At 28.4% G+C, this 14,301-nt stretch carries 14 protein-coding genes; all 14 read left to right on the top strand.

Features of this window, described 5'->3' with window-relative positions:
- Positions 1–18: 18 nt before the first annotated feature.
- The 14 genes from hemW (at position 19) to ACFIJ5_RS12060 (ending at position 14,278) form a co-directional block, all read left to right on the top strand.
- Entirely contained in the window at positions 19–1,143 is a 1,125-nt protein-coding gene (gene hemW / locus ACFIJ5_RS12125) for a radical SAM family heme chaperone HemW (protein WP_379807364.1), read from the top strand.
- 268 nt (positions 1,144–1,411) lie between these two features.
- Positions 1,412–2,443: a heat-inducible transcriptional repressor HrcA gene (hrcA, locus tag ACFIJ5_RS12120; RefSeq protein ID WP_379809606.1), complete on the top strand. Its 1,032-nt coding sequence runs from the start codon at positions 1,412–1,414 to the stop codon at positions 2,441–2,443.
- A gap of 95 nt (positions 2,444–2,538) precedes the next feature.
- Positions 2,539–3,141, top strand: coding sequence for a nucleotide exchange factor GrpE (gene grpE, locus ACFIJ5_RS12115; RefSeq protein WP_379809605.1), 603 nt, complete (start codon positions 2,539–2,541; stop codon positions 3,139–3,141).
- Between the two features lie 25 nt (positions 3,142–3,166).
- On the top strand, positions 3,167–5,020 hold the full coding sequence (gene dnaK / locus ACFIJ5_RS12110; protein ID WP_379807362.1) for a molecular chaperone DnaK: 1,854 nt from the start codon (positions 3,167–3,169) through the stop codon (positions 5,018–5,020).
- A gap of 89 nt (positions 5,021–5,109) precedes the next feature.
- Entirely contained in the window at positions 5,110–6,246 is a 1,137-nt protein-coding gene (gene dnaJ / locus ACFIJ5_RS12105) for a molecular chaperone DnaJ (RefSeq protein ID WP_379807360.1), read from the top strand.
- A 143-nt stretch (positions 6,247–6,389) separates the two neighbouring features.
- Positions 6,390–7,337 carry a 50S ribosomal protein L11 methyltransferase gene (prmA, locus tag ACFIJ5_RS12100; protein ID WP_379807358.1) on the top strand — a complete coding sequence of 316 codons (948 nt, stop codon included), beginning with the start codon at positions 6,390–6,392 and terminating at the stop codon, positions 7,335–7,337.
- Position 7,338: 1 nt separating this feature from the next.
- Positions 7,339–8,091: a 16S rRNA (uracil(1498)-N(3))-methyltransferase gene (locus ACFIJ5_RS12095; protein ID WP_379807356.1), complete on the top strand. Its 753-nt coding sequence runs from the start codon at positions 7,339–7,341 to the stop codon at positions 8,089–8,091.
- Positions 8,091–9,395, top strand: coding sequence for a tRNA (N(6)-L-threonylcarbamoyladenosine(37)-C(2))-methylthiotransferase MtaB (mtaB, locus tag ACFIJ5_RS12090; protein ID WP_379807354.1), 1,305 nt, complete (start codon positions 8,091–8,093; stop codon positions 9,393–9,395). The genes ACFIJ5_RS12095 and mtaB overlap by 1 nt, the downstream gene beginning before the upstream one ends.
- A gap of 79 nt (positions 9,396–9,474) precedes the next feature.
- Positions 9,475–9,819, top strand: a complete 345-nt coding sequence (locus ACFIJ5_RS12085) for a histidine triad nucleotide-binding protein (RefSeq protein WP_379807352.1) — start codon at positions 9,475–9,477, stop codon at positions 9,817–9,819.
- Between the two features lie 124 nt (positions 9,820–9,943).
- Entirely contained in the window at positions 9,944–10,120 is a 177-nt protein-coding gene (gene rpsU / locus ACFIJ5_RS12080; RefSeq protein WP_379807350.1) for a 30S ribosomal protein S21, read from the top strand.
- Positions 10,121–10,156: 36 nt separating this feature from the next.
- Positions 10,157–10,603, top strand: coding sequence for a GatB/YqeY domain-containing protein (locus ACFIJ5_RS12075; protein WP_379807348.1), 447 nt, complete (start codon positions 10,157–10,159; stop codon positions 10,601–10,603).
- A gap of 100 nt (positions 10,604–10,703) precedes the next feature.
- On the top strand, positions 10,704–10,988 hold the full coding sequence (gene yqfC / locus ACFIJ5_RS12070; RefSeq protein ID WP_379807346.1) for a sporulation protein YqfC: 285 nt from the start codon (positions 10,704–10,706) through the stop codon (positions 10,986–10,988).
- Positions 10,981–12,147 (top strand): sporulation protein YqfD, encoded by a 1,167-nt coding sequence (gene yqfD, locus ACFIJ5_RS12065; protein WP_404660536.1) that lies wholly within the window; start codon positions 10,981–10,983, stop codon positions 12,145–12,147. Before yqfC ends, yqfD begins: the two co-directional genes overlap by 8 nt.
- A 37-nt stretch (positions 12,148–12,184) precedes the next feature.
- Positions 12,185–14,278: an HD family phosphohydrolase gene (locus ACFIJ5_RS12060; RefSeq protein WP_379807342.1), complete on the top strand. Its 2,094-nt coding sequence runs from the start codon at positions 12,185–12,187 to the stop codon at positions 14,276–14,278.
- The last annotated feature ends 23 nt before the right edge of the window (positions 14,279–14,301 follow it).

Raw genomic sequence — 14,301 nt, 5'->3', positions numbered from 1 at the left:
ATAGAGGGAGATTATAAAATGAGCGAAGGAGTATCACTATATATTCATATACCATTTTGTAAACAAAAATGTCTATATTGTGATTTCCCATCCTTTAGTGGTAAAGAAAATTTGATGGTACGCTATGCAAAAGCTTTATCAAAAGAAATAAATAAGATAAATAGGAAAGTAAGAACGATTTTTATAGGTGGGGGAACTCCCACCTATTTATGTTTAGAGGCATGGGAAATTATAAAAAAATCTTTAGATAATTTAGATAAAGATAAAGATATAGAATTTACTGTAGAAGGAAATCCAGGAACTTTTAAAGAAGAAAAATTAGAATTTCTTAAACAAATAGGAGTTAATAGATTAAGTATTGGTTTGCAAGCGTGGCAAAATCAATTACTTAAAAAATTAGGCAGGATTCATACTAGAGAAGATTTTGAACAAAGTTTTTATATGGCTAGAAAATGTGGATTTAAAAATATAAATGTAGATTTAATGTTTGGTTTACCAGACCAAACTTTAAACCAATGGATAGAAACATTAAATAATGTAATGGATATGAAGCCAGAACATTTATCTTGTTATAGTTTAATAATAGAAGAAGGAACACCTTTTTATAAAATGTATAATGGAGATAAATTAAAAGTTCCTAGCGAAGAATTAGAAAGAAATATGTATGAAAAAACAATATCAATATTAGAAGAAAATGAATATTACCAATATGAAATTTCTAATTTTAGTAAAAGAAATAAGGAATGTAAACATAATTTAACATACTGGGATTTAGAAGATTATATAGGATGTGGAGCAGGTGCACATTCTTATATAGATGGTATTAGATATAGGAATGAAATTAATATAGAAAAATATATAGATAAAATTAATGAGAATGAAATTGCATCTGTGGAAAATCATAAAAACATAGTTAAAGATGATATGGAAGAATTTATGTTTATGGGACTTAGAAAAATTAAAGGGATTTCCATAAAAGAATTTGAAAGAAGATTTGAAACAAATATATATTCTGTATATGGAGATGTTATATATAAATATAAAAATTTAAATTTATTAAATGAAAGAGAAGGACATATTGCTTTATCTAAAAAAGGAATACAAGTTTCTAATACAATTATGAGCGAATTCATTTTGGATTAGGAATGTATATTTATTTAAAAGTAAAAATAAAGTTTCCACGGATAATATTAATTAAATGAATAAATGTAGTAGGGTATAAAACTAGAAAACGAGAGAAACAAAATAAACTTTAGAAAAATAGAGAAAAATAGAGATAAAATTTCTAAAAAGACTAAATAAAGCATTTATGAAATACGTATAATATTGACAAATTAAATGTGAAGTGATAAGTTTTAAATATAGTCATTAGCACTCAAGGTTAATGAGTGCTAATAAAAGAGGTGATGTTATGAATATAGATGATAGAAAGGTAAGAATTCTTCAAGCTATAATTCATGATTATATTAGAAATGGGGAACCTGTTGGTTCTAGAACAATAGCTAAGAAATATAATTTAGGAGTAAGTTCAGCTACAATAAGAAATGAAATGTCAGATTTAGAAGAAATGGGATACTTAGAACAATTACACAGTTCATCTGGCAGAAAGCCTTCCGACAAAGGTTATAGACTATATGTTGACAATCTTATGCAGATTCCTAAAATGTCACCGCAGCAAGAAGTCATAATAAAAAATCATCTTTTGAATTTAGCAGTATATGAAATGGATAGGGTGATTAAAGATATTGCACAATATTTATCTGAACTAACTAAATTAACATGTATAGTAAAAGGACCATCTATAAAAAGAAGTTGTTTGAAACATATTCAACTTACATCTATAGATTGTAATAATATTTTAATGACAATAGTGACAGATAGTGGTATTATTAAAAACGCCATTATAAAGTCCAATATGAGTGTAAAGCAAGAAACATTGTTTAAGCTTTGCAATTTAATCAATGATGAATTTAAATACAAAAACATAGAAGATTTAACTTTAGATGTAGTATTTAAGTTAAAAAGAGAAATGGATGAAGATGAACAAATATTTGATTGTATTATAGAAGTTTTGTATAATACACTAAAGGAAATTGATGTATCAGAAGTATATCTTGGAGGAACAACAAATATATTCAATTACCAAGAATACAATGACATTGAAAGAGCTAGAAAGTTTTTGGGATTATTAGATGATGATAAAAGGATTAGAAAATTATTAGACAGGTGTATCAATGAAAATGATATTTCTATAAAAATTGGAACAGAAAATTATGTAGAAGGAGCAGAAAACTGTAGTATTATTTCTGCAGTGTATAGCTCAAATGATAGACCTTTAGGATCAATAGCAATAATTGGTCCTACAAGAATGGAATATTCTAAGGTGGTTTCTGTCCTAGGTGAAGTAATAAAAATTTTAAATGAAGGTATAATTCCAAGATGATTTCAGTTCTAAAGTGAATAAGTATATTGGTGAATGGAGGCGAATAAGAAGTGACTTTACAAGAAAATGAAAATTTAAAAAAAGATAGTCCTAGTATGGATAATGAGGAAAATAAAAATTTAGAAAATGATACTGAATTTTCAGGTGAAAAAGTTGATGATGTAGAAGAAGTTTTACATAGTAATGAAGAAGAGGAAGAAGAAGAACAAGAAACTGAACAAAGTTTAATAGAAAAATTAAAAGATGAAAATAATAAAACTAAGGATGAAAATGATAAATTATCCAATCAACTTGATTCATTGAAAGATAGATTAGAAAGAACTACAGCAGAGTATGATAATTACAGAAAGAGAACATCAAAAGAAAAAGAGAGAATCTATACTGATGCATGTGAAGATATTTTGAAAACTGTACTTCCAGTAATGGATAATTTAGAAAGAGCTGTTGATGTAGATGGTAATGTTGAAGATTTGAAAAAAGGAATAGAAATTACCGTAAAACAGTTACAAGAAAGTTTTGATAAATTAGGAGTTGAAGAAATTTCAACAGATAATGGGTTTGATCCTAATCTTCATAATGCAGTAATGCATGTTGAAGATGACAAATATAAAGAAAATGAAATTGTTGAAGTATTCCAAAAGGGATACCAAAAAGGTGAAAAAGTTATAAGATATAGTATGGTAAAAGTTGCCAACTAGTACAAAAATTAAGGAGGCCAAAAAAATGGGAAAAATAATAGGTATTGATTTGGGAACAACTAACTCATGTGTAGCTGTTATGGAAGGTGGAGATCCTACTGTTATAACTAATGCAGAAGGTGCAAGAACAACTCCATCAGTAGTTTCTTTTCAAAAAGATGGTAGTAGACTTGTTGGTCAAGTTGCAAAAAGACAAGCAATAACAAATCCTGATAAGACTATCATATCCATTAAAAGGCATATGGGTACAGATTATAGAGTAAACATAGATGATAAAAAATATTCTCCAGAAGAAATATCAGCAATAGTACTTCAAAAAATGAAAGCTGATGCAGAAGCTTATCTTGGAGAAAAAATAACTCAAGCAGTTATAACTGTACCAGCTTATTTTAATGATAGCCAAAGACAAGCAACAAAGAATGCAGGAAAAATAGCTGGATTAGAAGTTTTAAGAATAATAAATGAGCCAACAGCAGCATCACTTGCTTATGGACTTGACAAAATGGATTCAAACCAAAAAATATGTGTATATGACTTAGGTGGAGGTACATTTGATGTATCAATACTAGAGTTAGGTGATGGTGTATTTGAAGTCAAGGCAACAAATGGTAACACTAGTCTTGGTGGAGATGACTTTGATAACAGAGTAATGGATTATATAGCAGAAACTTTTAAATCAGAAAATGGAATTGATTTAAGAAATGATAAGATGGCACTTCAAAGATTAAAAGAAGCTGCTGAAAAAGCAAAAATTGAATTATCATCATCAATGCAAACAAATATAAATTTACCATTTATAACTGCTGATGCAACTGGTCCAAAACATATAGATATGAATTTAAGCAGAGCTAAATTTAATGAAATAACAGCAGATTTAGTAGAAGCTACAATAGAACCAATAAGAAAATCTCTTCAAGATGCTTCTCTTTCAGTTAATGATATTGATAAAATAGTTCTTGTTGGAGGTTCAACTAGAATTCCAGCAGTACAAGAAGCTGTTAAGAACTTTACTGGAAAAGAACCAACTAAAGGTGTTAACCCTGATGAATGTGTTGCATTAGGAGCAGCAATACAAGCTGGTGTACTTTCAGGTGATGTTAAAGATGTATTATTATTAGATGTAACTCCATTGACTTTAGGAATAGAAACATTAGGTGGAGTATCAACTTCATTAATTGCAAGAAATACAACTATACCAACTAAGAAAAGCCAAGTATTCTCAACAGCAGCAGATAATCAAACTTCAGTTGAAATTCACATAGTACAAGGTGAAAGACAAATGGCTGCTGATAATAAGACACTTGGAAGATTCCAACTTTCAGATATACCACCAGCTAGAAGAGGAGTACCTCAAATAGAAGTTACATTTGATATAGATGCTAATGGTATATTAAATGTTTCAGCAAAAGATAAAGGAACTGGTAAAGAAGCTAAAATTACAATCACAGCTTCTACAAATTTAAATGATGATGAAGTGGATAAGGCTGTAAAAGAAGCAGAAAAAAATGCTGAATCAGATAAACAGAAAAAAGATTTAATAGAAGCTAAAAATAATGCAGAACAAGTAGCATATCAGACTGAAAAAACACTAAAAGATTTAGGAGATAAAGTATCAGAACAAGAAAAATCTGATATTCAATCTAAAATTGACAATTTAAAGAAAGTAAAAGATGGAGAAGATGTAGAAGCTATTAAAAAAGCTCAAGAAGAATTAACTCAAGCATTCTATGCAATATCTTCAAAAATATATCAACAAGAAAATCCTCAAGGTCAAGCAGCAGGTGCAGACCCAAATATGGGCGGAAATGCTAATGCTGGTGGAGCTAAAGATGATGATAATGTAGTAGATGCAGATTATAAAGTAGAAGATGACAAATAATAACATTAAATAAAGACATGAATATAGATATATAAGGGATGGGTAAATACCCTTCCCTTAATTTGGGTTATTAGGTGGTGAAGGAAATAGTGGCAAAAAAGGATTATTATGAAGTTCTAGGAATAGAAAAAGGAGCAAGTGACGAAGAAATAAAAAAAGCTTTTAGAAAAGCAGCATTGAAATACCATCCAGATAGAAACCCTGATGATAAAGAGGCGGAAGAAAAATTTAAAGAAGTAAATGAAGCTTATCAGGTTTTATCAGATTCTCAAAAAAGATCACAATATGATCAATTTGGTACAACAGATTTTAATGGTGCAGATGGAGGATACGGTGGTTTTGGTGGTTTTGATTTTTCCGATATGGGAGGTTTTTCTGATATATTTGACTCTTTCTTTGGTGGAGGCTTTTCATCATCAAGAAGAAGAAATGGTCCTCAAAAAGGAAATGATTTAGAGTATGATGTAACATTAACTTTTGAAGAAGCTGTTTTTGGTGTAGAAAAAGAAATATTAATAACCAAGAATGAAAAATGTGAAAAGTGTAATGGAACAGGAGCTAAATCTGGAACTTCACCTGTAACATGTGATAAATGCGGTGGAAGTGGTCAAGTAAAAGTTCAAAGAAATACACCTTTAGGAAGTTTTGTAAGTGTTACTACATGTGATAAATGTGGTGGAAGTGGAAAGATAATAAAAGAAAAATGTGCTCATTGTTTTGGAAAAGGTTCAATTAGGAAAAAGAAAAAAATAAAAGTTAATATTCCAGCAGGAGTAGATAATGGTAATATACTTCCAATAAGAGGACAGGGAGAACCAGGAGTTAATGGGGGTCCAGCTGGAGATCTTTATGTAAACATAAGAGTTAGACCACATGCTACATTTAAGAGAGATGGAAGTAATATTCATATAGACGCTCATATAAGTTTTGGTAAAGCTGTGTTAGGTGCAGAAATAAAGGTACCAACTGTAGATGGTAGTGTTAAATATAAAGTACCATCTGGTACTCAATCTGGAACAGTGTTTAGATTAAAAGGTAAGGGTATTCCTCGAGTTAATAGTAATGGTAGAGGAGATCAGTACGTAAAAGTAATAGTTGATGTACCTAAAAAATTAAATGATGATCAAAAACGAGCTTTAATTCAGTTTATGGAAATTAGTGGAGAAAAAGTTGAAGACGAAAAAAAACAATCTTTCATGGATAAGATAAAGCAATCTTTTAAATAATAATCAATGTTCCGTCCAGTAGACAAATGTCATAATTGGGCGGAATTATTTATAGAAAAAAAACTACATATAGTGAAGAATATGTGATAATATAGTAAATGTATGTTCAAAATAATAATATAAAGTAATATGGGGGAAGTACAATGCCAAGTAAAGAGTGGATAGAAGTTACTATTATAACAAGCAGTGAAGCAGTAGAACCAGTTTCAGGAATATTATATAATACAGGAGTTCAAGGTATTGCAATACAGGATTCGCAAGATATAGAGTTTAAAAAGAAAAATCCTGGTGATTGGGATTATTTTGATGAAAAATTATTAAATATTAAGAGTGGAGCTGTAATTAAAGGATATTATAAAAATGATGAAAAATTTGATACATATTTTAAATATATAGAAAAAAGCGTGAAAAATTTACACAATTTTGATATTGATGAAGGTGAAGGAATTGTAACCTCAAACAAAGTTAATGAAGAAGATTGGGAGAATAATTGGAAAAAATATTATAAACCAACTAAAGTAGGAGAAAGAGTCGTAGTTAAACCTTTGTGGGAGAAATATAAAGTGGAAAATGATGAAATAGTAGTAGAACTTGATCCTGGTATGGCTTTTGGAACAGGAACTCATGAAACTACTAGAATGTGTATTAAAGCTTTGGAGAAATACGTAAAAGAAGATTCCATAGTATTTGATATAGGAACAGGTTCAGGGATACTTTCTATCTCAGCCGCTAAGTTAAAAGCTAAGAAGGCAATAGGCGTAGATTTAGACCCTGTAGCTGTAGATTCAGCTAAAAAGAATGTTTCTTATAATGATATAGATAATATAGAAATATTACATGGAAATTTAATGGATGTTGTAGATGGAGAAGCAGATATAGTAATAGCAAATATAATAGCAGATGTAATAATTATGCTTAGTGAAGATGTAGGAAGATTCATAAAAGATAATGGATATTTTATATCATCTGGAATTTTGGTGGAAAGAAAAGATGAAGTAATTAAAAAACTTACAGAATGTAATTTTGAAATTATAGAAGTAAATGTAGATGGAGAATGGTGTTGTATAGTTGCTAAAGAAAGGAAGAAATAAAGTGTATAAATTTTTTGTTTCTGCTCATAAAATAATTGAAAATAAAGCTTTTATTGAGGGTGAAGATGTAAAACATATATATAAAGTATTAAGACTCTCATGTGGTGAGAAAATAAATATAAATAATTGTTTAGGAAAAGAATATATAGCAGAAATTGAGAGTATTAATAAGAAGCAGGTAATAGCAAATATAATTGAAGAGATAAAAATTAATAGAGAAAGTGAAATTAATATTACTTTATTTCAAGGATTACCAAAAGCTTCAAAAATGGATTTGATAGTTCAAAAAAGTACGGAATTAGGAGTTAAAGAGATAACACCTATTATAACTAAAAGAGTAGTTGTTAAAAATGGAATGAAAGATTTCAAAAAAACTGAACGGTGGAACAGAATTGCATTAGAAGCATGTAAACAGTGCAAAAGAAGTTTAGTTCCTAAAGTAAATGAACCAATTGAGTTTAATTTATTTTTGGAAGAAATAAAGAACTATGATTTAATAGTAGTTCCATATGAAAATCAACAAGGTTATGGAATTAGAAAAATGATTTCAGATGTGAAAAGTGAAGATGTAAAAAATATTGCTGTAGTTATAGGTCCAGAAGGTGGATTTGAGGAAGAAGAAATATCAAATCTTAAAGAAATAGGAGCATATATTGTTACTCTTGGCCCTAGGATTTTAAGAACTGAAACAGCAGGCTTTGTATGTTCTAGTTTGATAATGTATGAACTAGGTGATTTAGGAGGAGTTGTATAATGAAAGCTGCTTTTAATACATTAGGATGTAGAGTTAATTTATATGAAACAGAAGCAATGATAGAAAAATTCATAAAAGAAGGTTATGATATTGTTGAGTTTGATGATTTTGCCGATGTGTATGTTATAAATACTTGTACAGTTACTAATATGGGTGATAAAAAATCTAGACAAATGATAAGAAGAGCTAAAAAAAATAATAAGAACTCTGTAGTAGCTGTAGTAGGATGTTATGCACAAATTGCATCAAAAGAAATATCAACTATAGAAGGCGTAGACGTTGTTTTAGGTACAAGGAATAAGGGTGAAATAGTATATTGGGTAAATAGAGCAAAAGAGGAAAAAAAGCAATTTATAGTAGTTAATGATGTTTTAAAAAATAAAGTATTTGAAGATTTAAATATTGAAGAGTATCAAGATAAAACAAGAGCATTTTTAAAGATTCAAGATGGATGTAATAGATTTTGCTCATATTGTCTAATACCTTTTGCAAGAGGTGCAGTTTGTAGTAAAAAGCCTGATAAAGTATTAGAAGAAGTAAAAAAACTTGCACAACATGGTTTTGAGGAAATTATTTTGTCTGGAATACATATAGCGTCATATGGAGTAGACTTAGAGGGTGAATGGGATTTATTAAAAATCTTAGAAGAAGTCAATAAAGTTGAAGGAATACGCAGAATTAGAATAGGTTCTATTGATCCTACATTTTTTAAAGAAGATGTAATAAAGAGAATAGCATCATTAGAAAAAATGTGTCCACATTTTCATTTATCACTTCAAAGTGGGTGTGATGAAACTTTAAAAAGAATGAATAGAAGGTATACTTCAGAGGAGTACAAAAATGCTGTTATGAATTTAAGAAAATACATAAAAAATGTCTCCATAACTACAGATGTTATAGTTGGTTTTCCAGGAGAAACAGAAGAAGAATTTAATAAAACTTATGAATTTTTAGATACAATTAAATTATCAAAAATGCATATATTTAAGTATAGCCCAAGAAAAGGAACTAAAGCAGCTTCTATGAAAAATCAAGTAGATGGTAACATTAAAGAAGACAGAAGTCATAAATTAATTGAATTAGATAAAAAACTAGAACAAGAATTTATAAAAAAATTTATTGGTAAAAATCTAAAAGTTTTATTTGAACAAAATTACAATAACAATGAAAAATTATATGAAGGCTATACTGAAAACTACATAAAAGTAGTTGCAGAATGTGAATGTAACGTAAAGGATAAGATAATTACAACTGAAATAACAGGAATAAAAGACGGAAATGCACAAGGAAAAATATTATTATAAATGTAATTTCATTTGTAGTTTAAGAAGGAATTTTAAAAAAAATGTTGAATATTAATTTTTAGTGAGGAGGTGAATTATAATGAATGATTGTATATTTTGTAAAATAATCAAAGGAGAAATACCAAGCAATAAGGTATATGAAGATGATAAAATTTTAGTTTTTAAAGATATCGAACCACAAGCACCTGTTCACATCCTAATTATACCTAAAAAGCATATTACTAGTTTAAATGAATTAAGTAAAGATGATGCGCAGATTATTGCACATGTGTTTATGAAAGTGCAAGAACTAGCTAGAGAATTAGGAGTAAGTGAAAATGGATATAGGGTAGTAACGAACTGTGGAGTTGATGGTGGTCAAACTGTTGAACATGTACATTTTCATATGCTTGCTGGAAGAAATCTTCAATGGCCACCAGGTTAATCTAAAAAAGGATATTGACATATTGTTAAATAATATTGTATAATAAAAAATGTGCTATTTATGCCCTGAGTAATCAGCTGTTTTACATTTTAACTAAATTGGCTAGCGGAGGGAGGGAAAATAGATGTCAGAAATAAAAGTAAGAGAAAATGAATCTCTTGAAAGTGCTTTAAAAAGATTTAAAAGACAATGCGCAAAATCAGGTGTTCTTTCTGAAGTAAGAAAAAGAGAACACTATGAAAAGCCAAGTGTAAAGAGAAAAAAGAAATCTGAAGCAGCAAGAAAAAGAAAACATAGATAATAATAAGGTTATATAAATTTGAAAGAAGGTACGAGTATGTCCCTTAAAGAGAGATTACAACAAGATTGGAAAATAGCGCTTAAGAGCAGAGATAAATTCAAAGCTGGTGTTATAAGTATGGCAAAAGCCGCTGTGCTTCAAGTTGAAAAGAGTGGTAATGGTACTGTCAATGATGAAAAAATTGTTGAAATCTTAAGTAAGGAAGTAAAACAACGACGTGATGCTATTGAAGAATTTAAAAAGGGGAATAGACAAGATCTAATAGATGATGCTAATGCAGAAATCAAGATCTTAATGAATTACCTTCCTCAGCAGTTGACACGGGAAGAAATTCTTGAAATCGTAAAAATAGCAGTTGAAGAAATAGGAGCAAATAGCATGAAAGATATGGGAAAAGTTATGACAGCTGTAATGCCTAAGGTCAAAGGAAGAACAGATGGAAAACTTGTTAACCAAATTGTAAAAGAATATTTGAATGATTAGAGGTTCAGTTTTACTGAACCTTTTTATTTTTACCCAAATTGTCATTTATTGAATTTATCCTTCATAAGTTTAATATGAAGTACTAAAATGAGGTGATAAAGTGGAGGATAAATTTTATAGAACTAAGCAAGTTATTGCAGATAAATTAGAATTACCTAGAGATATAATCTTGGATTTACCTAAAATAATAATAACTGGTGATAATGAAATTACAATTGAAAATCATAAAGGAATTGTGCTTTTTGAAGAAAAAATAATAAAAATAAATTCAACTATAGGTGTTATATCTGTAATAGGAAATAAATTTGAAATATTGTTTATTGGGGGAAGCACTATAACATTAAGTGGTAAATTTAAATCTATAGTGTATGATGGTCATGAGTAAAATTAATTTGAATAAATATAAAAAAGGTACAATCCTATTAGAGATACAATCACTAATACCTGAAAAATTTGTAAATTTGTTATGGAAAAATGGAATATATGTAGAACAAATTAAGAGAAAAAATATAACTACTATGTGTATGAAGATAAAATTAAAAGATTATTATAAAATAAAAGAAATATCACAAAGGACAAATACTAAAATACGGATATTGAAGCGCCAAGGTATATCTTTTTGGATTATAAAGCGAAATAAAGTAATAGCATCAATTTTGGGGTGTATTATATTTATATCATTAATGTATTATTTATCTACTTTTATATGGAAGATAAATATTAATACAGAAAAATATATTTCGCCATATGAGATAAGACAGCAATTAAAAAAATATGGAATAAAATCTGGAATAAGAAAACATGGAGTAAATGTTCATGAATTAGAGAAAAAAATATTAAAAGACAATAATAATATTTCATGGGTAAAAGTTAGAGTTGAAGGAGTTAATTTGGATTTACAAATATTTGAAAATCAATCACCACCTAAAGTAATAAAAGATACAGATGTTTGTGAACTGGTTGCTAAAAAAGATGGTGAAATAGTAAGAGTTTATACTACTTCAGGAACTTCAGCAGTTGAACCAGGGGTTATAGTGAAAGAAGGAGATGTGTTAGTAAAAGGTGAACAAGGAAAAGAAGGAGAAACTTATCAAGTACATGCTAAAGGTGATGTTATAGCAAAAACTTTTTATGAAAAAATAAAAGAAGTTCCTACAACTATACAAGAAAGAAAGAGAACTGGTAATAAAATAGAAAACTTGTACATTACTTTAGGAAATAAGAAAATTTACCTAAAAAATAGTTTAAATAAATTTAAGAGTTATGATAAAATAGTAGATAATGACAAAGTTATAAAAAAAGAGGTATACTATGAAGTAAAAGAAGCAGAGAAACGATTTAGCAAAGAGGAAATAATTGACAAAACGGTGAAAGAGTTGTATTCTGATATAATAAGGAATATGGGACAATGTGTTAAAATAGTTGATCAAATAGTTGATACAAAATATGAAAATGGAAAGTATAAAGTTAGACTTTTGGTGATAGCAGAAGAAAATATAGCAGTTGAGAAAAAAATAGATATACTTAAAGATGTTCAAAAATGATTAAAAATTGTTATTGAACATAAAGGAGAGCGGCAGTATGAGAAAAAATAGACTAACAAAGTTTATGAAAAGTGAGAAATCTAAGAAGTGTACAATTTTTATTTTAGCGTTTATCTTTATTTATTTAATAATGGCAACATCCCTAGTTACTGAAAAATATAATTTAAAAGAGGGCAATATTGCTAAAAAAGATATTAAGGCTCCTAGGGAGGTTAAAGATGAGATAAGTTCAAAAGCTATAAGAGACCAGGCTATTAAAAGTATAAAACCAGTATATTCTGTAGATAAATCAGTTAAAGAAAATGTACTAAAGAATTTAAATATTTTATTTGCTAAATGTTCAGAAGCTAAAAAAGCATTAAAAGATGTAGCAGATGTAGATAAAGAAAATGCTTATAAAGAAAAGACAGAATATATTAAAAGTAATTCACCTATAGGTTTGTCAAACGACAATATTGATAAACTATTAAAATTAAGTGAACAAGAAATTAGTGCATTAAGTGTTGTATTAAGAGAAACAATGAATGAAGTATATGACAATAAAATAAAAGAAGGGGAAAAAGGTGATATTAAAGAAGCTAGGGAAACTATAAATTTTAGAGTTAACAGTTCAGACCTTTCCGAAAAAGCTAAGCAATTAGCAAAAACAATTGGATATATGGAAATTAAATCAAATTATTTTCCTGATGAACAAGAAACTGAAAAATTAAAAGAAAAAACTTTAAGGGAAATACAACCAGTAATGATTAAAAAAGATCAAATAATAGTAAAAGAAGGAGAACCAGTACAAAAATATCAAATAGAACTTCTTAAGAGCTTAGGTCTTTTGGATGATAAAAATCATTTCGAATTATATATATATATAAGTTTAGGAATACTTATATTACTTATTATGACTTTTGAATGGTTTTATCTATATAAATATCATAAAGAAGTTTATGAAGATGATAGTAAATTAGTATTAATAAATATCTTGATTTGCATATCATTAGTACTTGCAAGAACTCTTAGTATTATATCACCATTTTTGGTGCCATTAGCTTGTGTGCCAATGCTTATGACACTTTTGATTGAACATAAAGTTTCTCTTACAATAAATGTAGTAAATTGTGTACTTATAAGTACAGTAGTAGGATTTAAAGTAGAGGTTACATTAATTGCTGTAATAAGTTCTGTGGTTGGAGCTATTATACTTAGGAAAATGCAGCAAAGAAATGATATACTATATTCTTCAATATATATAGCCATAATAAATATAATACTTATGTTTTCTATAGGATTTTTATTAAGTGATAATGTTGTAGAAGTATCTAAAAGATCAGGATATGTATTTGTTGCAAGTATAATTTCAGGTGTACTCACTATAGGATTTCTACCGTTTTTTGAGAGTACATTTGATATTGTTACTACTATAAAATTATTAGAATTATCTAATCCTAACAATCCATTATTAAAGAAACTTTTATTGGAAGCTCCAGGTACGTATCACCATAGTGTTCTTGTTGGAAATTTAGCTGAAGCTGCTGCAGAAACTGTGGGAGGAAATCCTGTACTTGCTAGAGTAAGTGCATATTATCATGATGTTGGAAAAATAAAAAGACCATACTTTTTTAAAGAAAATCAATTAGGTGGAGAAAATCCACATGATAAAATAACACCAAATTTAAGTACTTTAATAATAATTTCTCATGTTAAAGATGGATTAGAATTGGCAAAAGAATATAAAATTCCAAAGGTTATACAAGATATTATTCAGCAACATCACGGTACTTCTTTAGTTAAATATTTTTATTTAACAATGAAGAATGCTAGTGATAATCCTGATGAAGTAAATGAAGAAGAATTTAGATATTTAGGCCCAATTCCAAAGACTAAAGAAGCTGCAATAGTTATGTTAGCAGATAGTGTTGAGGCGGCAGTACGATCTATAAACGGTCCAACTAAGGGAAAAATAGAAGAGATGGTAAATAAGATTATTAAGGGTAGACTTTCAGAAGAACAACTAGATAATTGTGATTTAACATTGAGAGATTTGGATAAAATAAGAAGAGCATTTTTGAAAGTTTTAAGTGGAATATATCATCAAAGAATTGAGTATCCTACTGATAAATGGGCAGAAAAAAGAAAATAGTTTAACAAGAAAAGAGGATATAT

It is taken from the genome of Haloimpatiens myeolchijeotgali (assembly GCF_042688525.2).
In the GTDB taxonomy this organism is placed as follows: domain Bacteria; phylum Bacillota; class Clostridia; order Clostridiales; family Clostridiaceae; genus Haloimpatiens.
The sequence above is the reverse complement of the archived record's forward strand: the minus strand, read 5'-3'. Positions and strand labels throughout refer to the sequence as shown.

What these genes read in the sequence shown, in the direction of transcription:
- mtaB (WP_379807354.1), top strand. Translation starts at nt 8,091, where the DNA reads ATGAAAGCTGCTTTTAATACATTAGGATGTAGAGTTAATTTATATGAA.
- yqfD (WP_404660536.1), top strand. Translation starts at nt 10,981, where the DNA reads ATGAGTAAAATTAATTTGAATAAATATAAAAAAGGTACAATCCTATTA.
- rpsU (WP_379807350.1), top strand. Translation starts at nt 9,944, where the DNA reads ATGTCAGAAATAAAAGTAAGAGAAAATGAATCTCTTGAAAGTGCTTTA.
- hemW (WP_379807364.1), top strand. Translation starts at nt 19, where the DNA reads ATGAGCGAAGGAGTATCACTATATATTCATATACCATTTTGTAAACAA.
- ACFIJ5_RS12075 (WP_379807348.1), top strand. Translation starts at nt 10,157, where the DNA reads ATGTCCCTTAAAGAGAGATTACAACAAGATTGGAAAATAGCGCTTAAG.
- hrcA (WP_379809606.1), top strand. Translation starts at nt 1,412, where the DNA reads ATGAATATAGATGATAGAAAGGTAAGAATTCTTCAAGCTATAATTCAT.
- grpE (WP_379809605.1), top strand. Translation starts at nt 2,539, where the DNA reads ATGGATAATGAGGAAAATAAAAATTTAGAAAATGATACTGAATTTTCA.
- ACFIJ5_RS12085 (WP_379807352.1), top strand. Translation starts at nt 9,475, where the DNA reads ATGAATGATTGTATATTTTGTAAAATAATCAAAGGAGAAATACCAAGC.
- ACFIJ5_RS12060 (WP_379807342.1), top strand. Translation starts at nt 12,185, where the DNA reads ATGAGAAAAAATAGACTAACAAAGTTTATGAAAAGTGAGAAATCTAAG.
- prmA (WP_379807358.1), top strand. Translation starts at nt 6,390, where the DNA reads ATGCCAAGTAAAGAGTGGATAGAAGTTACTATTATAACAAGCAGTGAA.
- dnaK (WP_379807362.1), top strand. Translation starts at nt 3,167, where the DNA reads ATGGGAAAAATAATAGGTATTGATTTGGGAACAACTAACTCATGTGTA.